Source organism: Thauera sp. DNT-1, assembly GCF_055393985.1.
In genome coordinates, this window is record NZ_AP043752.1 from 2,785,723 (window position 1) to 2,809,596 (window position 23,874).

Consider the following 23,874-nt stretch of genomic DNA (forward strand, 5'->3'; position numbering starts at 1 on the left):
CGATCAGCCCGCGGCGGCGCGCGGATCGATCAGCTCCTCGCCGAAACAGCGCTGGTAGTACTCGGCCACCACCGCGCGCTCGATCTCGTCGCACCGGTTCAGGAAGCTGACCCGGAATGCGAAGCGAAGGTCCGCGAAGATCAGCGCGTTCTCGGCCCAGGTCAGCACCGTGCGCGGCGACATGACCGTCGACAGGTCGCCGTCGATGAAGCCGCTGCGGGTCAGTCCGGCCAGCATCACCATGGCGCCGACGCGGGCGCGTCCGGCTTTCGTGTCGTATGCGGGCATCTTGGCGACGACGATCTCCACCTCGGCATCGTGGTCGAGGTAGTTCAGGGTCGCGACGATGTTCCAGCGGTCCATCTGGGCCTGGTTGATCTGTTGGGTGCCGTGATAGAGCCCGGTGGTGTCGCCCAGGCCGATGGTGTTGGCGGTGGCGAACAGGCGAAACGCCGGATGCGGATGGATCACCCGCGACTGATCGAGCAGCGTGAGCCTGCCCTCGACCTCCAGTACGCGCTGGATCACGAACATCACGTCGGGCCGGCCGGCGTCGTATTCGTCGAAGACCAGTGCGCAGGCATGTTGCAGGGCCCAGGGCAGGATGCCCTCGCGGAACTCGGTCACCTGCTTGCCGTCGCGCAGCACGATGGCGTCCTTGCCGATCAGGTCGATGCGGCTGACGTGGCTGTCGAGGTTGATGCGCACGCACGGCCAGTTCAGGCGTGCGGCGACCTGCTCGATGTGGGTCGATTTTCCGGTGCCGTGATAGCCCTGGATCATCACCCGCCGGTTGAAGGCGAAGCCCGCCAGGATGGCCAAGGTCGTATCGGGATCGAAGCGGTAGGTGTCGTCGCGTGGCGGCACATGCTCGCTGCCCCGGCTGAAGGCCGGCACCTTCATGTCGCTGTCCAGCCCGAAGGCCTCGCGCACTGGACATTCGGTATCGGGCAGGGGCGGAAGAGGGCCTGCGGCTGTCATCGGGATTTCGGTCATCGAGGGCTCCCGGGTGTGGAGGAGGCAAGGGCGGTCCTGGCGAATCGGCAAACAATCCAGTTGCAGAAAAAGTTTGTTGGAGCAACAATTGGAACACAAACAATTTGAGGCGCCAATAGCATGCCCCCGGATGATCCGAACCCAGGCAAGCCGGCAGTGGTTTCCCATGGTCCCATGGCCGACGAACTCGGCTTCCACCTGCGCTGCGCGCAGCTTGCCGCGTTCAAGCACTTCGCCCATGCCGTCGGTGCGGTGGAAGGGATCACACCCGGCCTCTACGGCATGCTCCAGGCGATCGACAACAACCCCGGGCTGAGCCAAAGCGCGCTGGCGGTCGCGATGGATGTCGACCGCTCCTCGATCGTCAAGGTCGTCGATCGGCTGGAGGGGAAAGGCTTGATCGTCCGTGACGCCTCTCCGACCGATCGCAGGCGGTACCGGCTGCACATGACGGCGACCGGCGCGCGGGCGCTACGGCGTATCCAGGACGCCGTGATACGCCAGGACCGGGTCTTCTCGGCGCGCCTCGACGACACCGAGCGCGCCACGCTGATCGCGCTGCTGACCCGACTTTACCGACCAGACAGTGAAACCCCGACCGCTCGCGCGGGAATAGGAGCCGAATCTTGAAGAACATCCTTCGCCTGACCCTCAACGGGCGTCTCCGTGAGGACCTCGTCCCCGACAACATGCTGCTGCTGGATTACCTGCGCGAAGCGGTCGGCCTCACCGGGACCAAGCAGGGCTGCGATGGCGGCGAATGCGGCGCCTGCACCGTCCTGGTGGACGATCGCCCCCGCCTCGCCTGTTCCACCCTGGCGCACCAGGTCGCCGGCCGGAAGGTCGAGACCGTCGAGTCGCTGTCGACCCACGGCACGCTCTCGAAGCTGCAGGCCGCATTCCACGAGAAGCTGGGCACCCAGTGCGGCTTCTGCACGCCGGGCATGCTGATGGCGTCCGAAGCCTTGCTGCGCAAGAACCCCGATCCCTCGCGCGAGGAGATCAAGACGGCGCTGGCCGGCAATCTGTGCCGCTGCACCGGGTACGTGAAGATCATCGAGTCCGTGGAGGCCGCGGCGGCGGCCCGGCTGTGCGCGGAGGAGGCGAAATGAACCCGAGGCTCCCCAGGAATGGCACGGTCGGCGCCCGCACGCCCTTGGTCGACGGGGTGGAGAAGGTCACCGGCAAGGCCAAATACACGGCGGACATCGCCGCCCCCGGCGCGCTGGTTGGACGCATCCTGCGCTCGCCGCACGCCCACGCCCGCATCCTGTCCATCGACACCGCGGCGGCCGAGGCGCTGGAGGGGGTGTTCGCGGTCTGCACCGGTGCCGAGACCCCGGTGCCCTACGGCGTGCTGCCGATCGCCGAGAACGAATACCCGCTCGCGCGCGAGAAGGTGCGCTATCGCGGCGATCCGGTCGCAGCGGTCGCCGCGATCGACGAGGCGACGGCGGAGAAGGCCCTCGGCCTGATCCGGGTCGACTACGAGGTCCTGCCCGCGTATTTCACCCCCAAGGCGGCGCGCAAGGCGGGGGCGGTCGCGATCCACGACGACAAGCCCGACAACGTGCTGCGCGAGGTGCACGCCGAGTTCGGCGACGTCGCCGCGGCCTTCGCCGAGGCCGACCTGATCCGCGAGAAGACCTACACCTTCGCCGGGGTCAACCACGTCCACATGGAGCTCAACGCCACCCTGGCCGAGTACGACCCGGTGCGCGACATGCTGACGCTGAACACCACCACCCAGGTGCCCTACTACGTTCACCTGAAGGTGGCGGCCTGCCTGCAGATGGACTCGGCCCGCATCCGCGTGATCAAGCCCTTCCTGGGCGGGGGCTTCGGCGCCCGCACCGAGACCCTGCACTTCGAGATCATCGCCGCGCTGCTCGCGCGCAAGGCCCGGGGCACGGTGCGCCTGATGCAGACCCGCGAGGAAACCTTCATCGCGCATCGCGGGCGACCGTGGACCGAGGTGAAGATGAAGCTCGGCCTCAAGAAGGACGGCAAGATCGCCGCCCTCGCGCTCGAGGCCACCCAGGCCGGCGGTGCGTATGCCGGCTACGGCATCATCACCATCCTCTACAGCGGCGCGCTGATGCACGGGCTCTACCACATCCCGGCGATCAAGCACGACGCCTGGCGCGTGTACACCAACCTGCCGCCGAGCGGCGCGATGCGCGGCCACGGCACCGTGGACACCCGCGCCGCCTTCGAGGCGCTGCTGACCGAGATGGCCGAGGAGCTCGGCATCGACTCGCTGCGCATCCGCCAGATCAACATGCTGCCGGAGATCCCCTACGTCACCATGTACGCCCAGCGGGTGATGAGCTATGGCGTGCCGGAGTGCCTCGAGAAGGTCAAGGCCGCCTCGGGCTGGGAGGAACGCAAGGGCAGGCTGCCCAAGGGGCGCGGCCTCGGCATCGCGCTGTCGCATTTCGTGTCGGGGACCTCGACGCCCAAGCACTGGACGGGCGAACCCCACGCCACGGTCAACCTCAAGCTCGACTTCGACGGCGGCATCACCCTGCTGACCGGCGCAGCCGACATCGGCCAGGGCTCCAACACCATGGCCTCGCAGGTGGCCGCCGAGGTCCTGGGCGTGCGCCTCGACCGTATCCGGGTGATCTCCGCCGACAGCGCGCTGACGCCCAAGGACAACGGCTCGTATTCCTCGCGCGTCACCTTCATGGTCGGCAACGCGTCGATCTCCGCCGCCGAGGAGCTCAAGGGCATCCTGGTCAAGGCGGCGGCGAAGAAGCTCGACGCCCGCGAGGAAGACATCGAGGTCATCGACGAGCTGTTCATGGTGTCGGGCAGCCAGGACCCCGGGCTTACCTTCCAGGAGGTGGTCAAGGCCGCGATGGTCGACTCCGGCACCATCACCGTGAAGGGCACCTTCACCTGCCCGACCGAGTTCCAGGGCGACAAGCGCATCCGCGGCAGCGCGATCGGCGCCACCATGGGCTTCTGCTACGCCGCCCAGGTGGTCGAGGCCTCGGTGGACGAGATCACCGGCAAGGTCACCGCGCACAAGGTGTGGGTGGCGGTCGATGTGGGCAAGGCGCTCAACCCGCTCGCGGTGGAAGGGCAGACGCAAGGCGGCGTGTGGATGGGCATGGGCCAGGCGCTGTCGGAAGAGATCGTCTATGACAAGGGCAGGATGCTGCATGGCAACATCCTGGATTACCGCGTCCCAACCATGATGGAGAGCCCCGACATCGAGGTGATCATCGTCGAGAGCCTCGACCCCAACGGCCCGTTCGGCGCCAAGGAAGCCTCGGAAGGCATGCTGGCCGGCTTCCTCCCCGCCGTCCAGGAGGCGGTATACGAAGCGGTCGGCGTGCGCGCCACCGAATTCCCGCTCAGCCCCGACCGCATCACCGAACTGCTCGACGCCAAGGAAGCCGCAGCATGAACATCCTCGCCGATTTCCGCACCCATCGCCCCGCCACCCTGGCCGACGCGGTCAGTGCGCTGGCCGCCGACGGGGCCGTTCCCCTGGCTGCCGGCACCGACCTGCTGCCCAATCTTCGTCGCGGCCTGGGACAGCCCGCCGTGCTGGTGGATCTGACCGGAATCGGGGGCCTGGAGACGATCTCCATCCTCGCCGACGGCAGCCTGCGCATCGGTGCCGGCGCCACGCTGGAGGCCATCGCCGAGCACGGGCTCGTCCGCAACGCCTGGCCGGCACTGGCCGAGGCGGCCGCGGCGGTCGCGGGTCCGACCCACCGCGCCGCGGCCACTTTGGGCGGCAACCTGTGCCAGGACACGCGCTGCATCTTCTACAACCAGAGCGAGTGGTGGCGTGCCGGCAACGGCTACTGCCTCAAGTACCAGGGCGACAAGTGCCACGTCATCGTCAAGAACGATCGCTGCTACGCCACCTACCACGGCGACGTCGCCCCGGCGCTGATGGTGCTGGGCGCGCGTGTCGAGATCGCGGGGCCCGCGGGCAGGCGCAGCCTCGCGGTGGAGGAATTGTTCCGCGAAGACGGGGCGGGGCACCTGAGCCTCGGACGGGGCGAACTGGTCGTGGCCGTGGAGGTTCCCCCCGCCAGCGGCTGGAGGACCGTCTACGCCAAGGCACGCATCCGCGACGCCGTCGATTTTCCGCTCGCGGGGGTCGCCGTCGCCCTGCGCCGTGACGGAGACCGGGTCGCCGGCCTGAAGGTAGCGATTACCGGCACCAACTCCGCCCCGCTGCGCGTGCCCACGGACGAGCTCGTGGGAGGGCGCTGGGATGCCGCCGCCGCCGAGACCCTGTCCCAGCTGGTGCGCAAGACCTCGAACGTGCTCAAGACCACCGTCACCGGCGTCGGCTATCGGCGCCGGGTGCTGCTGGCGCTGGCGCCGCGGACGGTCGACGCGCTCTGGCAGGGAGGCTGAATCCTTGTAGCCTGGTGTTCCGTTCGCCCTGTGCCGCGCCCTCTGCGAGGGGGCGACCGCAAGCATCCTGCCCGCGTGGCGCCCCACGATGGCGCGCTTCGCCCGCCCCGCACGCCTCTTGTCCGGCCTGGACGGAGGCGCGCGGGGATTGTGCATTGCGCTTCGATGACGTGTCATCAAAGCTTCAAGGAGCTGCAATACACTTCACGGGCATTTTTCAGGGAGCACAGGCATGCCAGCGAACATATTGCTCGTGGAAGACGAGCCGGCGATCCAGGAGCTGATCGCGGCCAACCTCGCCCGCGCCGGCCACCACGTGGTGCGCGCCAACGACGCCGAGAGCGCGCAACGCATCGTGCGCGAGGCGCTGCCCGATCTGGTGCTGCTGGACTGGATGCTGCCCGGCGCCTCGGGCGTCGAATTCGCCCGCCGGCTGCGTGCCGACGAGCGCACCCGCGACATCCCGATCATCATGCTGACCGCGCGCGGCGAGGAGCAGGACAAGGTCACCGCGCTCGAGGTCGGTGCCGACGACTACGTCACCAAGCCCTTCAGCCCGCGCGAGCTGGTCGCGCGCATCAAGGCGGTGCTGCGCCGGCGTGCGCCGCAGACCACCGAGGACGTGGTCGAGCTCGGCGGCCTGCGCCTGGACCCCGCCACCCACCGTGTCAGCGCGGGCGAGACCGCGCTCGCGCTCGGACCGACCGAGTTCCGCCTGCTGCATTTCCTCATGACCCATCCCGAGCGCGTGCATTCGCGTGCGCAGCTGCTCGACCAGGTGTGGGGAGACCATGTCTTCGTCGAGGAGCGCACGGTGGATGTGCACATCCGCCGCCTGCGCTGCGCGCTCGAACCCAGCGCGCACGACGCGCTGATCCAGACCGTGCGCGGCAGCGGCTATCGTTTTTCGGTGCACACCGCGCAAGCCGCGGCCGCCTCCTGAGCGCACCCCCGATCCGTCCCGTGATCCGCTCCCAGTGATCCGCCGCCCGCTCAGCTACGTCGCCCTCGTCATCGTCCTGCCGCTGGGGACGCTGATGGTCCTGGCGGCCCTGGCCGCCGCCTACCGCGGCAGCGATGCCGCACTCGCCCTGCTGGTGGTCGGGCTGGTCGGCTGGACGATCATGCTGGTGCACAACCTGCGCCAGCTCGTCATCTGGGCGCGCCAGCCGGTGGGCACCCCGGTGCCGCAGGTCGAGGGCCTGTGGGGGCGGATCTTCGCCGAGATCGGCGACCGCATGCAGAGCGAGTGCGAGGTCAAGGAGCGCCTCTCGGCCGAACTCGGCCGCTTCCAGCAAGCCGCGCTGGCCATGCCCGACGGCGTGATCTACCTCGCCGAGGACGACACCATCGAGTGGATGAATCCGATGGCCGAGCAGCACTTCGACCTCGACCGCCGCAAGGACCTGCGCATGGCCTTGCCCGGCCTGGTGCGCCAGCCCGAGTTCGTCCGCTACCTTGCCGGGCGCGAGTATGCCGAACCGCTGGTGATGCGCTCGCTGCGCCGGCGCGAGCGCAGCCTGCAGGTGCAGGTCATCGGCTTCGCTGGCAACCGGCGCATGGTGCTGTCGCGCGACGTCTCCCAGCTCGAGCGCCTGGAGACCATGCGGCGCGACTTCGTCTCCAACGTGTCGCACGAGCTGCGGACCCCGCTGACCGTGGTCTGCGGCTTCCTCGAGACCCTGATCGACGGCCTCGACGACTTCGGGCGCGACGAGGTGCTGCAGTACCTGAGCCTCGCCAGCGAACAGTCCTCGCGCATGCAGCGCCTGATCGAGGAGTTGCTGACCTTGTCGGCGCTCGAGACCGGGGCGCCCGCGCCGGCGGAAGAGCAGGTGGATGCCCAGGCGCTGGTGCGCGACGTCGTGCGCGATTGCGAACTGCTCTCCGCGGGCCGTCACGAGGTGCGCCTGGTGCTCGAGGGTGGCGGCGAACTCCTCGGCAGCCACAAGGAATTGCGCAGCGCCTTCTCCAACCTGGCCAGCAACGCGGTGCGCTACACGCCGGCCGGCGGCCACATCGAGATCGGCTGGCGCAGCGGTGCGGGTGGTGGCGAATTCTGGGTCGCGGACGACGGCATCGGCATCGACTCGGCGCACATCCCGCGCCTGACCGAACGCTTTTACCGGGTGGATCGCGGGCGGTCGCGCGAGACCGGGGGCACAGGGCTGGGGCTGGCGATCGTCAAGCACGTCACCACGCGCCACCAGGGCGAACTCGCCATCGAGAGCGAACCGGGGCGGGGCAGCCGCTTCACGCTGCGCTTCACGCCGGCACGGGTCAGGCCGGCCTGACTTCCTGCTCGACCGGCACGAAGCTGCACTGGTCGAAGTTCGCGCCACGCATCAGCACCTTGAGCAGGCGCACCTGCTGACGCTCCTCGCCGTCCCGTACCTCGACGATGCGGTCCTTCTTGAACCAGGCGGGCGGCAGCACGAGCGCGCCTGCGGTCTTGAGCGCGGGCGAGGGCGGCAGCACGAAGGCCTGGTGGAAGGGTTCGCGCGCTCCCGTGCGTGCAGCCGTGCGCCGCACCCCGACCACCCGCGGTACGCCGGGCAGCACGTTGACGCCGACTTCCAGCGTGCCGTCGGTGCGGTACATCAGCCAGCTCAGATCGGCGATCAGCAGCTGATCGGCGTCGGGCGGGCGGATGCCGACGAGCTGGTGGTGGTCCAGGCGCGCCCCGTTGCCGCTGCGGCGCAGGCGGAAGCCGCCCACCGACTGGTCCATCAGTTCCCAGCGCTCGCACTCCATGCCCAGGTCCGCGGCCTGCGCCTCGCGTCGCCGGCTCTCCGAGGTGCTGCCATCGACCGTGGCCACGCGCTCGCCGAAGGTGAGCAGGGAGATGTCGTCGCGGAAGGCGCGCGCCCGTTGCTCGCCGACGGGTTGCTGGAAGAGCTCGCCCTTGATCGCGTAGCCGATCGCGAGCCAGTCGCCGGTGAAGTCGATCGCTCCGGCTTTCTGCCGGCGCGGGAAGCGCCGCCCGGAAGCCGCCAGTCCCCACGGGCGGTAGAGCGACAGCAGCAGGCGCGCGCTGGAACTGGCCGAGCAGTCGTTGCCGAGCCCGAGCGAGGCGGGCGTGACACCACGCTTGAACTGCGCGAGGACGGCCTGGATCTGGGTGGCGAGCCCGCTGCCGTCGAAGCGCAGCACGGTAGGCGTGCGCGCGAGCAGCCCAAGGGGGCGCAGGCCGCTGTCGCCGTCGGTGTCGATGCCGTAGGTGCTGGGCTTGTGTCCCTCGATGCCGGTGTCGAGCGTGCAATAGGGCGCAAAGCGCTGCGCCCAGCGCACGACCCAGTTCAGTTCGCGCTCGCCGCGGCCATAGGGGTTGGCGAGCTCGGCGAGCAGGGTGGCGACGTAGGCTTCCTGGGCACTCTGTGCACGCCAGACCTCGTTGAGCGGGTCGGTCACGCGTACCTGTGCGAGTCCGTTGCGCACGGCATCGTTGTAGGCGACATGCACCGCCCGCCACAACCCTTGCGGCAACTCGAGGTGGGCGCGGTAATACTCGACCAGCACGAGGCCCTCGTAGAACACCCGGCGCTGGGCGAGCAGCGCACGCTGGTCCTCGAGCGTGCCTTCGCGCGCGTCGGCGTCGGCGATGCGTGCGTAGGAGCGCGCCACCGCCTTCCACAGCGAGACCACGCGCTCGAGCGCGCCGCCCTCCTGGTTGCGCGCCGGAGGTTGCGGGTGGATCGCATAAGCGTGCGCCATCTCGCCCTGCACGAAGGCGAGCGTCTCGCGCGCGGCCTCCAGCACCTCGAGGTGCTGGTTGGGCGCCGGGGAGGCCTCCAGCAGGCCGTTGACGATGCGACCCAGGCTGGCATGCGTGGCGCGGAAATCGGTCGGGTGCAGCTTCTGCAGCAGGGCGAGGCAGACCGCGGGCTGGCTGTAGTCCATGGCTTCGCGCGTCCTCAGTCCGGTCCGCTCGGGTGCAGCGCGCCGTCGATCGCGCGTGCGAGGGCGACCGCGTCGGCGGCGGGGTGGATCACGCCGTCGCGCTGCGGTGCGCCCCACACCGACTCGGGGAAGTGGCGGTCGTCGCGGTAGCGCGGGATCACGTGCCAGTGCAGGTGCGGCACCATGTTGCCGAAGCTGGCCAGGTTGATCTTGTCCGGGTCGAGCAGATTGCGCAGCGCCGCCTCGGTGGCCATCACCACATCCAGAAGATGACGGCGATCGGCCGGCGAGAGGTCGGTCATCTCGCCGACGTGCTCGCCCCACACCACCCGGCAGAAGCCCGGGTGGGCGGCGTCATCGACGCGGATGACGCGGCAGCGCTCGTCTTCCCAGAGGACGAGTTCGGACGGCAGGGCGCACAGGGGGCAATCCATGAGGGTTTCTCGGTCGGCTGCGGAGGGTTCGACGGATTTTCAATCTAGGCCCGACGCTGCGGGCGGGCGAGGAACTGTTACGCACTCGGAGCCTTGTCGATGCCCCGGCGCGGGTAATCCTGCGCCACGGTGGCGGTTTCCCCGAGCGCGATCGTGTCGCCGTCGCGGAAGGCGACCAGGTTGCCCGGCGCGATTTGCGTCCAGTGCTCGTTATCGGTGAGCGGCGTGGTGGCGATCACCGCGACGCGGTCCTGCGGACCGGTGAGGCGGCGGAAATCCACCGTGAGGTCCTCGTCGGCCAGGTGGGCCTCGGCGAAGGGCGCGCGCCGGACGATGTAGCACAAGCGCGACGAGCAGTGCGCGAACAGCCAGTCGCCGTCCGAGAGCAGGAAGTTGAACTCGCCGCGGCTGCCGATCTCGCGCGCGAGCTCGCGCAGCGCCGCGTGCAGTTCCGCGGGCGCAGGCTTGCCCGCGGGAAAGCGCGCGGCCAGCGTGTCGAGGATGTGGCAGAAGGCGAGCTCCGAGTCGGTGCTGCCGACCGGCAGAAAGCGCCCCGAGAGCGGCGGCGCGAAGTCCTTCAGGTTGCCGTTGTGGGCGAAGATCCAGTAGCGTCCCCACAGCTCGCGCTGGAAGGGGTGGGTGTTCTCGAGCCGGATCTCGCCCTGGGTGGCCTTGCGGATGTGGGCGATGACGTTGAGCGAGCGGATCGGGTAGCGATTCACCAGCTCCGCCACCGGCGAATGCGCGCTCGGCGCCGGGTCGAGGAAGACGCGCACGCCGCGGCCCTCGAAGAAGGCGATCCCCCAGCCGTCGCGGTGGTGGTCGGTGAGCCCGCCGCGCGCGCGGAAGCCCGCGAACGAGAAACAGATGTCGGTCGGCACGTTGCAGTTCATGCCCAGCAACTGGCACATCGTGAAACCCTCCGTTCGCGGCCGCTTTCCCGCTCAGGCGCCGAGCTTCTTCCTCAGCAGCGCGTTGACCTGGGCAGGGCCGGCCTTGCCCTTGCTCGCCTTCATGACCTGGCCGACCAGGGCGTTGAAGGCCTTCTCCTTGCCGGCGCGGAATTCCTCCACCGATTTCTGGTTGGCCGCCAGCACCTCGTCGATCATGGCCTCGATCGCGCCGGTGTCCGTCACCTGCCTGAGGCCTTGCTTGTCGATGACTTCGTCCGCCGTCGCACCCTCGCCGTTCCACAGCGCTTCGAACACCTTCCTGGCGATGGCGTTGGAGATGGTGTTGTCGGCGATGCGCGCCACCAGGCCGGCGAGCTGCGCCGGCGACACCGGCGAGGCGGCGACGTCGAGCTCGGCCTTGTTGAGGCGGGCGGCGAGTTCGCCCATGACCCAGTTGGCGCAAGGCTTGGCGAGCGCGGCCCCGGCCGCCGACACCGTGGCCTGGTAGAAGTCGGCGACTTCCTTGGAGGCGGTGAGCGTGGTCGCGTCGTAGGCCGACAGCCCCCAGTCGTCCATGAAGCGCCCCTTCATCGCCCCCGGCAGCTCAGGCATCTCCGCCTGCACGCGCGCCTTCCACTCCGGCGCGATCATCAGCGGCAGCAGGTCGGGGTCGGGGAAGTAGCGGTAGTCGTGGGCGTCTTCCTTGCTGCGCATCATGCGCGTCTCGCCCGTGTCCGGGTCGAACAGCACGGTGGCCTGCTCGATGCGGCCGCCGTCCTCGAGGGTGTCGATCTGCCACTGCACCTCGTAGTCGATCGCCTGCTGCAGGAAGCGGAAGGAGTTGAGGTTCTTGATCTCGCGCCGGGTGCCGAACTCGGTCGCGCCCTTCCTGCGCACCGAGACGTTGGCGTCGCAGCGGAACGAGCCTTCCTGCATGTTGCCGTCGCAGATGTCGATCCAGCGCACCAGCGCGTGCAGCGTGCGCGCATAGGCCACGGCCTCGGCGGACGAGCGCATGTCGGGCTCGGAGACGATCTCGAGCAGCGGCGTGCCGGCGCGGTTGAGGTCGATGCCGGTCATGCCGTGGAAGTCCTCGTGCAGGCTCTTGCCCGCGTCTTCCTCGAGGTGGGCGCGGGTCAGGCGCACGGTCTTCTCATACGCCGACTCGCCCTCGCCGACGCGGATGGTGATCGTGCCGCCGACTACCACCGGCAGGTCCATCTGGCTGATCTGGTAGCCCTTGGGGAGGTCGGGGTAGAAGTAGTTCTTGCGCGCGAACACGCTCTTTTCCGCCACGTGGGCGCCGATCGCCAGCCCGAAGCGGATCGCGCGCTCGACCGCGCCGCGGTTGAGCACCGGCAGCACGCCGGGGAGCGCGATGTCCACCGCGCTCGCCTGGCGGTTGGGCTCGGCGCCGAAGGCGGTGCTGGCGCCGGAAAAGATCTTGCTGGCGGTGTCGAGCTGGGCGTGGACTTCCAGCCCGATGACGACTTCCCAATCGGATCGGCTCATGGTGTGTTCTCGTGTTGCGTGCAGCCGGCCACCGGGGTCAGTGGCACTGGCCGTTGGTCCGATCGACGAGGATCGGCCACAGGTAATCGGAGGCGCCGCGGGTGCAGCGGCTGGCGCAGTTGGCGAAGCCGACGGTGACGGCCTTGCCCTGCTCGAAGATGTCCACCGTGCAGCCGTCGGGCGCGCGCAGCTGCACGCTCGGCTTCTCGCGCGTCTGCGTGAATGGGCCGTGGAAGCTGCAACTGCCGCGGCGCGGGATGTCGACGTCGGCGTTGAAGGCGTTGACCTTGGACTGCGCGATGTCGAGCGTGATGCGCGTGGTGTAGCCGGCCTCGTCGCGGAAGCGGCAGTCGGCGCGCACGTCGAGCGGCCGCCACGGCATCGGGCGCAGGTGCTTGCCGGCCGAGCTCGGACTGGCCAGCACCTCGTCGCTGATCGGCGCGTCGGAAGGCGGCAGCACCGGCAACGCGCAGGCCGACAGCAGCACCGCCGCCGCCAGTGCGGCGAGGCGGCCGTGGAGCGGGCGCAGCGTCGGGCGGGACAGGGCGCTCACTGCGTGGAACTCACGCGGCGCACGCCGGCCGGCGCGCGTGCCAGTCGGTGGCGTGCTGGAAGCGGTGTGCGGCGTGCAGCAGGCGGGATTCGGCGAAATAGTCGCCGATCAGCTGCAGGCCCACCGGCAGGCCGTCGGCGCCGAAGCCCACCGGGTGCGACAGTCCGGGCAGGCCGGCGAGGTTCACCGCGATGGTGTAGATGTCGGACAGGTACATCTGCACCGGGTCGTCGGCCTTCTCGCCGAGCGTCCAGGCCGTGGTCGGCGTGGTCGGTCCGGCGATCAGGTCGCAGTGTTGCAGCGCGGCCTGGAAGTCCTGCGCGATCAGGCGGCGCAGGCGCTGCGCCTGCAGGTAGTAGGCATCGTAGTAGCCGTGCGAGAGCACGTAGGTGCCGACCAGGATGCGGCGCTTGACTTCGGCGCCGAAGCCCTCGGCGCGGCTCTTCGCGTACATGTCGGCGAGGTCGCCGTAGTCGGCGGCGCGGTGGCCGTAGCGCACGCCATCGAAGCGACTGAGGTTGCTCGAGCATTCCGCCGGCGCGATCACGTAGTAGGCCGGGATCGCCAGCTTCGCGTTGGGCAGCGAGACCTCGACCGTGGTGGCGCCGAGCACGCGGTACTGCTCGACCGCCGCCTCGACCGCGGCGCGTACGTCGTCGGACATGCCCTCGGCGAAGAACTCGCGCGGCAGGCCGATGCGCAGGCCTTCGAGCGGGCGGGCGCAAGCGGGGCCGGCGAGCGCGGCGGCGTAGTCCTCGGTCGGGCGCTCCAGGCTGGTGGAGTCGCGCGCGTCGAAGCCGGTCATCGCCCCGAGCAGCAGCGCGCAGTCCTCGGCGCTGGCGCCGAAGGCGCCGCCCTGGTCGAGCGAGGAGGCGTAGGCGATCATGCCGTAGCGGCTCACCAGGCCGTAGGTGGGCTTGATGCCGGTGATGCCGCAGTAGGCTGCGGGCTGGCGCACCGAGCCGCCGGTGTCGGTGCCGGTGGCGATCGGCGCCAGGCGCGCCGCCACCGCGGCGGCCGAGCCGCCGGACGAGCCGCCGGGGATGCGGCCGAGGTTCCACGGGTTCTTCACCGCGCCGAAGTACGAGCTCTCGTTCGACGAGCCCATGGCGAACTCGTCCATGTTGGCCTTGCCCAGGCTTACCGCGCCGGCGGCCTCGAGCAGGCTCACCACGTGGGCGTCGTAGGGGCTGACGAAGTTGGCCAGCATCTTCGAGCCGCAGGTGGTGAGCACGCCCTCGGTGCAGAACACGTCCTTGTGCGCGAGCGGGATGCCGGTGAGCGGCCCGGCGCTGCCGGCGGCGATGCGCGCGTCGGCCGCGCGCGCGGCGGCGAGCGCGCCTTCGCGGTCGACGGTGATGAAGGCGTTGAGCGCGGGGTTGAGCGCGTCGATGCGGTCGAGGAACAGGCCCGCGAGTTCGACGGCGGAGATCTGCCGGGCGTCGAGCGCGCGGCGCAGTTCCGGGAGGGAAGCGTTGATCATTTTACGGTCGGGCAGGTTGGCGCAGCGGCGCGCTCCGGGCGGACGGGCGCGGGCGCAGCGACGGGAACGGTGGCCGCGGAGCGGATCATTCGATGACTTTCGGCACCAGGTAGAGGCCGGCCTCGGTTTGCGGCGCGACCTTCTGGAAGGCGTCGCGGCGGTCGGTCTCGGTGACGACGTCGGGACGCAGGCGGGTGGGAAACTCCTGCGGGTGGCTCATCGGCTCCACGCCGGTGGTGTCGACCGCCTGCATCTGCTCGATGAGGCCGAAGATTCCGTCGAGCTTGGCGCGCGTGGCTTCGAGTTCCGTGTCGGAAAGCGCGATGCGCGCGAGGCGGGCGATGTGCCCGACCTGGTCATTGGAGAGCGACATGGCGTAACAAAACCTGCTGAATCCACAAAGGTTTGTAGGTTATCATAATCGTCTTTGCCCCGCCCGGGGCTACACCGCTTCGCGGTAGCGGGCGGGGTTTTCGTGTTGCAGCGCGCCCAGGGCGCCGACTGCGCGCGGCTCGACCACTCCACCGGTTTCGGAAGGCTTCATGTTCGGTTTCCTGCGCTCCTATTTCTCCAACGATCTCGCGATCGACCTCGGCACGGCCAATACCCTGATCTACGTGCGCGGCAAGGGCATCGTGCTGGACGAACCCTCGGTGGTGGCGATCCGTACCGAGGGGGGGCCCAACGCCAAGCGCTCCATCCAGGCGGTCGGCCACCAGGCCAAGCAGATGCTCGGCAAGACGCCGGGCAACATCACCGCCATCCGGCCGATGAAGGACGGCGTGATCGCCGACTTCGTCGTTACCGAACAGATGATCAAGCAGTTCATCAAGAAGGTGCACGACTCCCGCCTGCTTTCGCCGTCCCCGCGCATCATCATCTGCGTGCCTTGCGGCTCGACCCAGGTCGAGCGCCGCGCGATCCGCGATGCGGCCCTGGCGGCCGGCGCCTCGCAGGTCTTCCTCATCGAAGAACCCATGGCCGCGGCGATCGGCGCCGGCCTGCCGGTGTCGGACGCGACCGGCTCGATGGTGGTCGACATCGGCGGCGGCACCACCGAAGTCGGTGTCATCTCGCTCGGCGGCATCGTGTACTCCGGCAGCATCCGTGTCGGCGGCGACAAGTTCGACGAGTCCATCGTCAATTACATCCGCCGCAACTACGGCATGCTGATCGGCGAAACCACCGCCGAGAAGATCAAGAAGCAGATCGGTTCCGCCTTCCCCGGTTCCGAGGTGCGCGAAATGGAGGTCAAGGGCCGCAACCTGGCCGAGGGCATCCCGCGCAGCTTCACGATCTCGTCCAACGAGATCCTCGAGGCGCTCACCGAGCCGCTCAACCAGATCGTCTCCGCGGTCAAGATCGGCCTCGAGCAGACGCCGCCCGAGCTCGGCGCCGACATCGCCGAGCGCGGCATGATGCTCACCGGCGGTGGCGCCCTAGTGCGCGATCTCGACCGCCTGCTGATGGAAGAGACCGGCCTGCCGGTGGTCGTGGCCGAGGAACCGCTGACCTGCGTCGCGCGCGGCTGCGGCATGGCGCTCGACAAGATGGACAAGCTCGCCTCCATCTTCACGTCCGAGTGACGCTCTCCGGCCCCGGTGCGCGCGCCGGGGCGCGTTTCTCCTCTCCACCCGACGGCCCTGGTTCGTAGCGGATGTCTCTCGTCGGCCATCAGCCCCCTCCCATCTTCCGGCGCGGCCCGGCACCCTTGGCGCGCCTGTTCGTGTTCGTCGCGCTGTGCCTCGTGCTGCTCGTGGCCGACCTGCGCTTCCGCTATCTCGAGGTGCTGCGCAACGCGCTGTCCGTGGTCACCTACCCGCTGCAGATGGCGGCGTCGACGCCGGCCGACGTGGTGCGCAACGCCTCGCGCTATTTCGGCACCCTGGTCGATGTGCAGCTCGAGAACGCAGAGTTGCGCCGCCACCAGCTCGGCGCCGGCGAACGCCTGCTGCGCTTCGAGCAGCTCGAGCAGGAGAACCTGCATCTGCGCGAGCTGCTGCAGATGTCGCAGCGCGTGCAGACGAAGAGCATCGCCGCCGACATCCTCTACAACGCGCCCGACCCCTTCGCGCGCAAGGTGATCCTCGACCGCGGCACCCAGCAGGGTGTCGAGGCCGGTCTCGCGGTGCTCGACGCCAACGGCGTGATCGGCCAAGTCACCCGCGTCCATCCGGTCCAGTCCGAAGTCACCCTGCTCACCGACCGCAACCAGTCGATTCCGGTCAGCGTGGTGCGCAACGGCGTGCGCGGCGTGCTCTACGGCGTCGGCCGCGGCATGCTGGAGATGCGCCACGTACTCGCCGAGGTCGATATCCAGCCCGGCGACCGCCTCGTCACCTCGGGCCTCGACGGCATCTTCGTGCCCGGCCTGCCGGTGGCGACGGTGACCCGGGTCGATCGCGACCAGGACGCCTTCGCGCGCATCGAATGCGAGCCGCTGGCGGCGATCGAGCGCAGCGTGCAGGTGCTGGTGATCGGGCGCGCCGCGTATCCGCCGCCTCCACCGCCGCCCGAACCCGCGGGAGGGCGCTGAACCATGCACCCCACCAACCGTTCCAGCCGCATCCTGCAGCCGGTCAAGCTGTGGTTCGTCTACCTGAGCCTGTTCGTCGCGCTCGGCCTGGAGTACATCCCCACCGGACGCACGCCCGGCCTGCCCGACTGGGTAGCGCTGGCGTTGGCCTTCTGGTGCGTGCGCGAGCCGCTCGCGATCGGCATGGGCGCGGGTTTCGCCTTCGGCCTGCTGATGGACGTCGGCCTCGGCGCGGCGATGGGGCAGCACGCGCTCGCCTATGTCGTGCTGGCTTATCTGGCCAACGCGCTCGCCCGCCGCGTGCTGTGGTTCCCCGCCTGGCAGCAGGCGCTGCACGTGTTGCCCCTGCTGCTGCTGGCGCAGGCGATCATGGCGCTGGTGCGCCTGGTGGCGGGGGCGGAGTTCCCCGGGTGGGCGTATTTCCTGTCGAGCTTCGGCAGCGCGCTGCTGTGGACGCCGCTGTCCTTCCTGCTGCTGCTGCCGCAGTACCAGCCGGACGAGCGCGATGACAATCGCCCGATCTGAGGCGGGCGGGCGATGACCGAGTTTCGTGCGCCCGCGGTCGAACTGGCCCGCTTCCGGCTTCGCGTCGTGGTGGCGGCGGTGTTCGTGCTCGTCTGTTTCGGTCTGCTCGCGGCGCGCTTCCACCACCTGCAGGTCAAGCGCCACGACTACTTCCTCACCCGCGCCGAGGACAACCGCATCGCGTTGCTGCCGGTGGTGCCGCACCGCGGCACCATCGTCGATCGCAAGGGCGTGGTGCTGGCGCGCAACTACGCCACCTACACGCTCGAGATCACCCCCTCGCAGGTGCGCGACCTCGACGCCACGCTCGACGAGCTCGCCAGCCTGCTGCCGATCGACGGACGCGACCGCCGCCGTTTCCGCAAGCTCTACGAGGAGAGCCGCAACTTCGAGAGCGTGCCGCTGCGCAGCCGGCTCACCGACGAGGAGGTCGCACGCGTGGTCTCGCAGCGCTACCGCCTGCCCGGCGTCGACGTGAAGGCCCGCCTGCTGCGCGACTACCCGCAGGGAACTACCGCATCGCATGTGATCGGCTACATCGGCCGCATCACCGAGCGCGACGTCGAGCGCATCGAGGAGGCCGGCAACGCGGCCAACTACCGCGGCAGCCAGCACATGGGCAAGGCCGGCCTGGAGCAGTCCTACGAGCACGAGTTGCACGGCACCACCGGCTTCGAGCAGGTCGAGGTCAACGCCGGCGGGCGCGCGGTGCGCGCGCTGTCGCACACTCCGGCGACGTCGGGCAACGATCTCGAGCTGACCCTCGACATCGAACTGCAGAAGGTGGCCGAGAAGGCCTTCGGTGATCGCCGCGGCGCCCTGGTGGCGATCGAGCCCTCGACCGGCGGCGTGCTCGCGCTGGCGTCGATGCCGACCTACGACCCCAACCTCTTCGTCGACGGCATCTCGACCCAGGACTGGAAGGCGCTCAACGATTCGCCCGACCACCCGATGCTGCACCGCGCGATCTATTCCACCTATCCGCCCGGCTCCACCTTCAAACCCTTCATGGCGCTCGCCGGCCTCGAGACCGGCAAGCGCACCGCGCGGCAGGCGATCCACGACGTCGGCTACTTCAACTCCGGCGGCCACCGTTTCATGGACGACAAGATCGGCGGCCACGGCATGGTGGACCTGCACAAGTCGATCGTGGTGTCGTGCAACACCTATTACTACCAGCTCGCCAACGACCTCGGCATCGAGGGCATCGCCGGCTTCATGGCCCCCTTCGGCTTCGGCGAGCGCACCGGCATCGACCTGCCCGGGGAGGCCACCGGCGTGCTGCCCTCGCCGGAGTGGAAGCGCAAGCGCTTCAAGAAGGCCGAGCAGCAGCGCTGGTTCGGCGGCGAGACGATCTCGGTGGGCATCGGCCAGGGCTACAACGCCTACACGCCGCTGCAACTCGCCAACGCGCTCGCCGCGCTGGTCAGCCGGGGCCGTCTGTACCGCCCGCATGTGGTCAAGTACGTGGTCGATTCGCGCACCGGCGAGCGGCGTGCGGTCGAACCGGAGCCCCTGCGCCAGATTCCGCTGCGGGATGCGCACCTGAGGGCGGTGCTCGACGCGATGGTCGACGTCAACCGCACGGGCACCGGCAAGCGCGCGTTCAAGGGGGCGCCTTACACGGTCGGCGGCAAGACCGGCACCGCCCAGGTGTTCTCGCTGCGCGGCCAGCGCTACGTCGAGGGCCGCGTGCGCGAGCGCCTGCGCGACCACTCCTGGTTCGTCGCTTACGCCCCGGCCGAGAATCCGAAGATCGCGCTCGCGGTGCTGGTCGAGAACGGCGGCTTCGGCGCCCAGTCGGCGGCGCCGATCGCGCGCCAGGTGATCGACTACTACCTGCTCGACCAGCGTGCCGGCGCGCCGGCCGCCGAGGACGAGGAGGGCGCCGAGAGCGAGGAGGGCGCGGAGGGCGGCGGCGAGGCGTCGCCGGCGACGCCGGCGGTGGAGTCCGCGACGCCGGCGGAGGAGCCGACCGCGCCCCCGCAGCCGCGCCCGGTGCCGCAGCCCGCGGCGGTGCCCGCGCCGCAGCCCGGCGTGGCGAGGAGCACACGATGAACGACAACCGCTTCAACCCGCTCGCGCTCGTCCTCGGCTTCCTGCGCCCGCTCGACCCCCTGCTGCTGCTGCTGCTCGCCGTCCTGCTCGGCTACGCCCACGTGCTGATGCAGAGCGCCTCGCCGGAGCGCCTGGATTCGCAGATCACCCATATCGGCATCGCGCTCGCCGGCATGTGGCTGCTGGCCTGGCTCAAGCCGCAGCGCCTGCTGTCGATGGCGGTACCGCTCTACCTGCTCGGCGTGGTGCTGCTGCTGGCGGTGGAGCTGTTCGGAGAGATCTCCAAGGGTGCGCAGCGCTGGCTCGATCTCGGCGTGGCGCGCATCCAGCCCTCGGAATTGATGAAGATCGCGATGCCGCTGATGCTGGCCTGGTTCTTCCAGATGCGCGAGGGCCAGACCCGCCTCGTCGACTTCATCCTCGCCGGCGTGCTTCTGCTCGTGCCGGTGGGGCTGATCCTGATCCAGCCCGACCTCGGCACCAGCCTGCTTGTGGCCGCATCCGGCATCTACGTGATCTACTTCGCCGGGCTGTCGTGGAAGCTGCTGATCCCGATCGTGGTCGCGGGCGTGATCGGGCTGGGCTCGATCGTCGCCTTCGGCGACACCCTGTGTCAGCCCGATGTGGACTGGCAGGTGCTGCGCGAATACCAGAAGCAGCGCGTGTGCACCCTGCTCGACCCCACGCGCGATCCGCTCGGACGAGGCTTCCACATCATCCAGTCCACGATCGCGATCGGCTCCGGCGGGCTCACCGGGAAGGGCTGGATGGACGGCACCCAGACTCATCTCGCCTTCCTGCCCGAGCGCCACACCGACTTCATCTTCGCCGTGCTCGCCGAGGAGTTCGGCCTCGTCGGCGCCGTGCTGCTGCTGGTCATCTACGTGCTGCTGCTGCTGCGCGGCTTCCACATCGCCGCGAATGCGCCCACCCACGCTTCGCGCCTGCTCGGCGGGGCGATCACGATGATCTTCTTCACCTATGCCTTCGTGAACATGGGCATGGTGAGCGGCATCCTGCCGGTGGTGGGGGTGCCGCTGCCTTTCATCAGCTATGGCGGAACCGCGCTCGTCACGCTCTGTCTGGGGATCGGCATCCTCATGAGCATCCAGCGCAGCCGCTTCGCGGAAAAGACCTGAGAGAACCCCGACCGACCATGACGCCAGTTCCTCCCGTGCTTCCCGCAGCCTTCGCAGCCCGCCCGCAGGCAGCGCGGGCGCCGCGTGCCCTGGTGGCGGCAGGCCTCGCCTGCGCCGTCGCGCTGCTCTCGGCCTGCAGCTCCGCGCCCAAGCGCGAAGGACCGGTCGCCGAGGTGCCGGCGCAGGCCGGAAAGCCCGGACGCAGCCCGGTGCGCGGTGGCGGCTACTACAAGGACGACGGCCCGGGCGACGACATCCCCGACAACCTCGACGCGATCCCCGACGCGGAGCCGCGCGACGAGCCCCTGCATCGCTTCGCCAACCGCCCCTACCACGTCATGGGGCAGAGCTTCGTGCCCGCCACCGAGCTGCGCCCCTTCCGCCAGCGCGGCCACGGCAGCTGGTACGGCCGCCGCTTCCACGGCAACCCGACCTCGAGTGGCGAACCCTACGACATGTACGCGATGACGGCCGCGCATCCGACCCTGCCGATCCCGAGCTACGCGCGCGTGACCAACCTCGCCAACGGCCGTTCGGTGGTGGTGCGGGTGAACGATCGCGGCCCCTTCCTGCGCGGCCGGGTGATCGACCTGTCGTATGCCGCGGCGCACAAGCTGGGCTATGTCAACGGCGGCAGCGCCGAGGTCGAGGTCGAGCAGATCCTGCCCGGCGAGGCGCCCCTCGTCGCCATGGCGCGCCCGGTGCCGCCGCTGCCGGCGCGCGCCAACGAGGGCCTCATGCCGGGGTCGGGGCCGGCGACCGGGATGAAGGCACTCGCGCCCTTGCCGGTGGCGCAGGCTCCGCTGCCCGCGCCGGTCGCGAGCCCCCCGCGGGCAGCCGGCAGCGCGATCGCCCTCGCCCCGCCCGAGTGCGAGGAAGGCCCCGTCTGCGGTGCCGCGGGCGGCTTCGCGCCGCCGGTCGCTTCGGCGAGCGCGGGCATCTTCCTGCAGCTCGGCGCCTTCTCCTCGTTCGCCAACGCCGAAGGCTTTCGCGACACGGTGCGTAGCCAGGCCTCGGATCTGGCCGAGCGTTTCGAATTGTTCGCCGATGGCGAACGTTTCCGCCTCCACGCCGGTCCCTACGACACGGTCGAGGCGGCGCGCGATGCGGCCGAGCGCATGGGCAACGTGCTCAAGCTCAAGCCCTTCGTGGTGGTGCGCTGACCGTCGCGCACCGCGCCCGGGTTGCAACAAAGGCTTTCCATTTTTTGCCCGTCCATGCGCGGCGCCTATAATCCGCCGTTCCCATTCCCGCTTCTCCAGGTTTTCCCGATGCGTTTCCTCATTGCCGTACTCGTCTCGCTGTTCTCGCTGTCCGCGCTCGCGCAGACGGTGCCGCCCCCCGCGCTGGCCGCCAAGGCCTGGGCGCTGGTCGACCATGCCACCGGGCAGACGCTCGCCGAGAAGGACGCCGACGCCCGCATCGAGCCGGCCTCGCTGACCAAGCTGATGACGGCCTACATCACCTTCTCCAAGCTCAAGGAAGGCTCGCTCAAGCCCGACCAGGTGGTGCCGGTCTCCACCAAGGCCTGGCGCATGGAAGGCTCGCGCATGTTCATCGAGCCCAACAAGCCGGTCAGTGTGGATGAGCTCATCCGCGGCGTGATCGTGCAGTCGGGCAACGACGCCTGCGTGGCGCTCGCCGAGACCATCGCCGGCAGCGAGGAAGCCTTCGCCGCGCTGATGAACCGCGAGGCGCAACGCCTGGGCATGACCAACACCCACTTCACCAATTCCACCGGCCTGCCCGATCCGCAGCTGTACACCAGCGCGCGCGACCTCGCCGTGCTGGCGAGCGCGATCGTCCGCGACTTCCCCGAGTACTACGGCCTGTATTCGCTCAAGGAATTCACCTACAACGGCATCAAGCAGCCCAACCGCAACCGCCTGCTGTACATGGACCCCTCCGTCGACGGCATGAAGACCGGCCACACCAGCAGCGCCGGCTACTGCCTCGTGTCCACCGCCCGTCGCGGCGAGCGCCGCCTGGTCTCGGTGGTGCTGGGTGCGGCCTCGGACTCCGTGCGTGCGCAGGAGTCGCTCAAGCTGCTCAACTTCGGCTACCAGTTCTACGAGACGGTCAAGCTCTACTCCGCCGACGAGGCGCTGTCGAAGTTCCGTGTCTGGAAGGGCAAGCTCAACGAGCTGCCGGTCGGGTTCACGAAGGACTTCGCGCTCACCGTGCCCAAGGAGGCGGCAAACAAGATCCAGGTCAGCCTGGAGAGCCGCCAGCCCCTGGTGGCGCCGCTGCAGCGCGGCCAGGAGGTCGGCACCCTGACGGTCGCGGTCGACGGCAAGCCGCTCGGCCAGTACCCGGTGGTGGCGCTGCAGGACGTCGAGGTGGCGGGCTTCTTCGGCCGCCTGTGGGATGCGATCGTGATGTTCTTCAAGAGCTTGTGATGCGCGCTCCGGACCGCGAATCCACGAATACGGTGATCCGCCATGGCTGACCAGCAGGACGCGCAGACGCGCCAGAGCCTGATCGAGTATCCCTGCGACTTTCCCATCAAGGTGATGGGCGCGCGGGTGGACGGCTTCGCCCAGGCGGTGATCGAGGTGGTGCTGCGCCACGCGCCCGACTTCGATCCTGCCGGCGCCGAGATGCGGCCCTCGAGCAAGGGCAATTACCTCGCGGTGACCTGCACCTTCCGCGCGCTGTCGCAGGTGCAGGTGGACGCGATGTACCGCGAGCTCACCGCGCACCCGATGGTCAAGGTGGTGCTGTGATCGTCAAGCGCCTCGGCCTGGTGGAGTACGCACCGGCGCTCGAGGCGATGCGCGTGTTCACCGCCGCGCGCGGCGCCGACACGTCCGACGAGATCTGGCTGCTGCAGCACCCGCCGGTGTACACCCTCGGCCAGGCCGGCAAGCCCGAGCACCTGCTGCAGAACCCGGCCGATATTCCGCTGGTGCGCATCGACCGTGGCGGCCAGATCACCTATCACGGCCCCGGTCAGCTGGTGGCCTACCTGCTGCTGGACCTGCCGCGGCGCAGGCTCAAGGTGCGCGAGCTGGTGCACCTGATGGAGCAGGCGATCATCGACACCCTGGCCGATTACGGCCTCGCCGCAGAACGCAAGGATGGCGCGCCGGGCGTCTACATCGCCGGCGACAAGATCGCCGCGCTCGGCCTGCGCGTCCGCAACGGCTGCAGCTATCACGGCCTGGCGATCAACGTGGATGCCGACCTCTCGCCCTTCGGCTGGATCAACCCCTGTGGCTACGAGGGGCTGAAGACGATCCGCATGAAGGATTTCGGCATCGATGCAAGCGTGGACGGGGTCGGCGAGCGCCTGCTCGGCCACCTGCAGGCCCTGCTGCCGCCCATCGGCACCGCCGATGCGGCGGATCAGCCGCCGGGGGCTGCCGCGGGCGCACGCGCCGGGCCATAATCCGCCCAGCGGCGCCGCAGAGCGCCAGCGCCCGGGCCGATCGCTCGCGCACCCCGAGCGGATGG

Annotated in this window: 23 protein-coding genes; 15 read left to right on the top strand and 8 right to left on the bottom strand. The window is 69.5% G+C overall.

Translation table 11 applies throughout. The features are described from left to right. Positions 1-3: 3 nt before the first annotated feature. Positions 4-996: a cobaltochelatase subunit CobS gene (cobS, locus tag ACZ5PP_RS12815; RefSeq protein WP_464826111.1), complete on the bottom strand. Its 993-nt coding sequence runs from the start codon at positions 994-996 to the stop codon at positions 4-6. Between the two features lie 174 nt (positions 997-1,170). Here cobS and ACZ5PP_RS12820 point away from each other — a divergent pair, with 174 nt between their 5' ends. The 6 genes from ACZ5PP_RS12820 (at position 1,171) to phoR (ending at position 7,679) form a co-directional block, all read left to right on the top strand. Beyond that, entirely contained in the window at positions 1,171-1,626 is a 456-nt protein-coding gene (locus ACZ5PP_RS12820; RefSeq protein ID WP_004301646.1) for a MarR family winged helix-turn-helix transcriptional regulator, read from the top strand. Then, on the top strand, positions 1,623-2,108 hold the full coding sequence (gene hcrC, locus ACZ5PP_RS12825; RefSeq protein ID WP_004301648.1) for a 4-hydroxybenzoyl-CoA reductase subunit gamma: 486 nt from the start codon (positions 1,623-1,625) through the stop codon (positions 2,106-2,108). Before ACZ5PP_RS12820 ends, hcrC begins: the two co-directional genes overlap by 4 nt. Beyond that, positions 2,105-4,414, top strand: coding sequence for a 4-hydroxybenzoyl-CoA reductase subunit alpha (gene hcrA, locus ACZ5PP_RS12830; protein WP_012584306.1), 2,310 nt, complete (start codon positions 2,105-2,107; stop codon positions 4,412-4,414). The genes hcrC and hcrA overlap by 4 nt, the downstream gene beginning before the upstream one ends. Further along, positions 4,411-5,385 (top strand): 4-hydroxybenzoyl-CoA reductase subunit beta, encoded by a 975-nt coding sequence (gene hcrB / locus ACZ5PP_RS12835; protein ID WP_004301651.1) that lies wholly within the window; start codon positions 4,411-4,413, stop codon positions 5,383-5,385. The genes hcrA and hcrB overlap by 4 nt, the downstream gene beginning before the upstream one ends. 232 nt (positions 5,386-5,617) lie before the next feature. Beyond that, entirely contained in the window at positions 5,618-6,328 is a 711-nt protein-coding gene (gene phoB, locus ACZ5PP_RS12840) for a phosphate regulon transcriptional regulator PhoB (protein ID WP_004301653.1), read from the top strand. 34 nt (positions 6,329-6,362) lie between these two features. Next, positions 6,363-7,679: a phosphate regulon sensor histidine kinase PhoR gene (gene phoR / locus ACZ5PP_RS12845; protein ID WP_004301655.1), complete on the top strand. Its 1,317-nt coding sequence runs from the start codon at positions 6,363-6,365 to the stop codon at positions 7,677-7,679. Here the strand turns inward: phoR and ACZ5PP_RS12850 are convergent. The 7 genes from ACZ5PP_RS12850 to gatC all read right to left on the bottom strand — a co-directional run bounded on the left by ACZ5PP_RS12850 (position 7,666) and on the right by gatC (position 14,533). Next, on the bottom strand, positions 7,666-9,285 hold the full coding sequence (locus ACZ5PP_RS12850) for a hypothetical protein (protein ID WP_004301661.1): 1,620 nt from the start codon (positions 9,283-9,285) through the stop codon (positions 7,666-7,668). The genes phoR and ACZ5PP_RS12850 overlap by 14 nt on opposite strands. A gap of 14 nt (positions 9,286-9,299) precedes the next feature. Then, positions 9,300-9,719 (bottom strand): HIT family protein, encoded by a 420-nt coding sequence (locus tag ACZ5PP_RS12855; RefSeq protein ID WP_004301666.1) that lies wholly within the window; start codon positions 9,717-9,719, stop codon positions 9,300-9,302. A gap of 77 nt (positions 9,720-9,796) precedes the next feature. Beyond that, a complete protein-coding gene (locus ACZ5PP_RS12860; protein WP_004301668.1) occupies positions 9,797-10,630 on the bottom strand; it encodes a class II glutamine amidotransferase in 834 nt (277 codons plus the stop codon). A gap of 33 nt (positions 10,631-10,663) precedes the next feature. Next, positions 10,664-12,124, bottom strand: coding sequence for an Asp-tRNA(Asn)/Glu-tRNA(Gln) amidotransferase subunit GatB (gene gatB / locus ACZ5PP_RS12865; protein WP_004301670.1), 1,461 nt, complete (start codon positions 12,122-12,124; stop codon positions 10,664-10,666). Positions 12,125-12,161: 37 nt separating this feature from the next. Continuing rightward, positions 12,162-12,677: a hypothetical protein gene (locus tag ACZ5PP_RS12870; RefSeq protein ID WP_004301672.1), complete on the bottom strand. Its 516-nt coding sequence runs from the start codon at positions 12,675-12,677 to the stop codon at positions 12,162-12,164. Between the two features lie 10 nt (positions 12,678-12,687). Next, complete coding sequence (gene gatA / locus ACZ5PP_RS12875; protein ID WP_004301674.1) at positions 12,688-14,160, bottom strand: Asp-tRNA(Asn)/Glu-tRNA(Gln) amidotransferase subunit GatA; 1,473 nt, start codon at positions 14,158-14,160, stop codon at positions 12,688-12,690. 85 nt (positions 14,161-14,245) lie between these two features. Continuing rightward, on the bottom strand, positions 14,246-14,533 hold the full coding sequence (gene gatC / locus ACZ5PP_RS12880; protein ID WP_004301676.1) for an Asp-tRNA(Asn)/Glu-tRNA(Gln) amidotransferase subunit GatC: 288 nt from the start codon (positions 14,531-14,533) through the stop codon (positions 14,246-14,248). A 169-nt stretch (positions 14,534-14,702) separates the two neighbouring features. On the opposite strand from gatC, the gene ACZ5PP_RS12885 reads away from it, so the two are divergent. From ACZ5PP_RS12885 to lipB, 9 genes are all read left to right on the top strand, one after another. After that, on the top strand, positions 14,703-15,746 hold the full coding sequence (locus tag ACZ5PP_RS12885) for a rod shape-determining protein (protein ID WP_004301678.1): 1,044 nt from the start codon (positions 14,703-14,705) through the stop codon (positions 15,744-15,746). 71 nt (positions 15,747-15,817) lie between these two features. After that, entirely contained in the window at positions 15,818-16,696 is an 879-nt protein-coding gene (mreC, locus tag ACZ5PP_RS12890) for a rod shape-determining protein MreC (RefSeq protein ID WP_012584308.1), read from the top strand. Between the two features lie 3 nt (positions 16,697-16,699). Further along, complete coding sequence (mreD, locus tag ACZ5PP_RS12895) at positions 16,700-17,221, top strand: rod shape-determining protein MreD (protein ID WP_004301680.1); 522 nt, start codon at positions 16,700-16,702, stop codon at positions 17,219-17,221. A 12-nt stretch (positions 17,222-17,233) separates the two neighbouring features. Next, the gene (mrdA, locus tag ACZ5PP_RS12900) at positions 17,234-19,279 is read left to right on the top strand and encodes a penicillin-binding protein 2 (RefSeq protein ID WP_012584309.1); all 2,046 of its coding nucleotides are present in this window, start codon (positions 17,234-17,236) and stop codon (positions 19,277-19,279) included. Continuing rightward, positions 19,276-20,418 (top strand): rod shape-determining protein RodA, encoded by a 1,143-nt coding sequence (gene rodA / locus ACZ5PP_RS12905; RefSeq protein WP_004328740.1) that lies wholly within the window; start codon positions 19,276-19,278, stop codon positions 20,416-20,418. Before mrdA ends, rodA begins: the two co-directional genes overlap by 4 nt. A gap of 17 nt (positions 20,419-20,435) precedes the next feature. Then, on the top strand, positions 20,436-21,581 hold the full coding sequence (locus tag ACZ5PP_RS12910) for a septal ring lytic transglycosylase RlpA family protein (protein WP_012584310.1): 1,146 nt from the start codon (positions 20,436-20,438) through the stop codon (positions 21,579-21,581). Between the two features lie 108 nt (positions 21,582-21,689). Beyond that, on the top strand, positions 21,690-22,817 hold the full coding sequence (locus ACZ5PP_RS12915) for a D-alanyl-D-alanine carboxypeptidase family protein (RefSeq protein ID WP_004322953.1): 1,128 nt from the start codon (positions 21,690-21,692) through the stop codon (positions 22,815-22,817). 42 nt (positions 22,818-22,859) lie between these two features. After that, entirely contained in the window at positions 22,860-23,144 is a 285-nt protein-coding gene (locus ACZ5PP_RS12920; protein WP_138860777.1) for a YbeD family protein, read from the top strand. Next, a complete protein-coding gene (lipB, locus tag ACZ5PP_RS12925) occupies positions 23,141-23,809 on the top strand; it encodes a lipoyl(octanoyl) transferase LipB (RefSeq protein ID WP_464826112.1) in 669 nt (222 codons plus the stop codon). The genes ACZ5PP_RS12920 and lipB overlap by 4 nt, the downstream gene beginning before the upstream one ends. Positions 23,810-23,874: the final 65 nt, after the last annotated feature.

Excerpts from the sequence above, each read along its gene's own strand:
- phoB (WP_004301653.1), top strand. The coding sequence starts at position 5,618 with ATGCCAGCGAACATATTGCTCGTGGAAGACGAGCCGGCGATCCAGGAG.
- rodA (WP_004328740.1), top strand. The coding sequence starts at position 19,276 with ATGAACGACAACCGCTTCAACCCGCTCGCGCTCGTCCTCGGCTTCCTG.
- mrdA (WP_012584309.1), top strand. The coding sequence starts at position 17,234 with ATGACCGAGTTTCGTGCGCCCGCGGTCGAACTGGCCCGCTTCCGGCTT.
- ACZ5PP_RS12910 (WP_012584310.1), top strand. The coding sequence starts at position 20,436 with ATGACGCCAGTTCCTCCCGTGCTTCCCGCAGCCTTCGCAGCCCGCCCG.
- cobS (WP_464826111.1), bottom strand. The coding sequence starts at position 996 with ATGACCGAAATCCCGATGACAGCCGCAGGCCCTCTTCCGCCCCTGCCC.
- mreC (WP_012584308.1), top strand. The coding sequence starts at position 15,818 with ATGTCTCTCGTCGGCCATCAGCCCCCTCCCATCTTCCGGCGCGGCCCG.
- ACZ5PP_RS12820 (WP_004301646.1), top strand. The coding sequence starts at position 1,171 with ATGGCCGACGAACTCGGCTTCCACCTGCGCTGCGCGCAGCTTGCCGCG.
- ACZ5PP_RS12855 (WP_004301666.1), bottom strand. The coding sequence starts at position 9,719 with ATGGATTGCCCCCTGTGCGCCCTGCCGTCCGAACTCGTCCTCTGGGAA.
- hcrB (WP_004301651.1), top strand. The coding sequence starts at position 4,411 with ATGAACATCCTCGCCGATTTCCGCACCCATCGCCCCGCCACCCTGGCC.
- gatC (WP_004301676.1), bottom strand. The coding sequence starts at position 14,533 with ATGTCGCTCTCCAATGACCAGGTCGGGCACATCGCCCGCCTCGCGCGC.
- hcrA (WP_012584306.1), top strand. The coding sequence starts at position 2,105 with ATGAACCCGAGGCTCCCCAGGAATGGCACGGTCGGCGCCCGCACGCCC.
- ACZ5PP_RS12885 (WP_004301678.1), top strand. The coding sequence starts at position 14,703 with ATGTTCGGTTTCCTGCGCTCCTATTTCTCCAACGATCTCGCGATCGAC.
- ACZ5PP_RS12920 (WP_138860777.1), top strand. The coding sequence starts at position 22,860 with ATGGCTGACCAGCAGGACGCGCAGACGCGCCAGAGCCTGATCGAGTAT.
- gatA (WP_004301674.1), bottom strand. The coding sequence starts at position 14,160 with ATGATCAACGCTTCCCTCCCGGAACTGCGCCGCGCGCTCGACGCCCGG.
- ACZ5PP_RS12915 (WP_004322953.1), top strand. The coding sequence starts at position 21,690 with ATGCGTTTCCTCATTGCCGTACTCGTCTCGCTGTTCTCGCTGTCCGCG.
- ACZ5PP_RS12850 (WP_004301661.1), bottom strand. The coding sequence starts at position 9,285 with ATGGACTACAGCCAGCCCGCGGTCTGCCTCGCCCTGCTGCAGAAGCTG.
- ACZ5PP_RS12860 (WP_004301668.1), bottom strand. The coding sequence starts at position 10,630 with ATGTGCCAGTTGCTGGGCATGAACTGCAACGTGCCGACCGACATCTGT.
- mreD (WP_004301680.1), top strand. The coding sequence starts at position 16,700 with ATGCACCCCACCAACCGTTCCAGCCGCATCCTGCAGCCGGTCAAGCTG.
- gatB (WP_004301670.1), bottom strand. The coding sequence starts at position 12,124 with ATGAGCCGATCCGATTGGGAAGTCGTCATCGGGCTGGAAGTCCACGCC.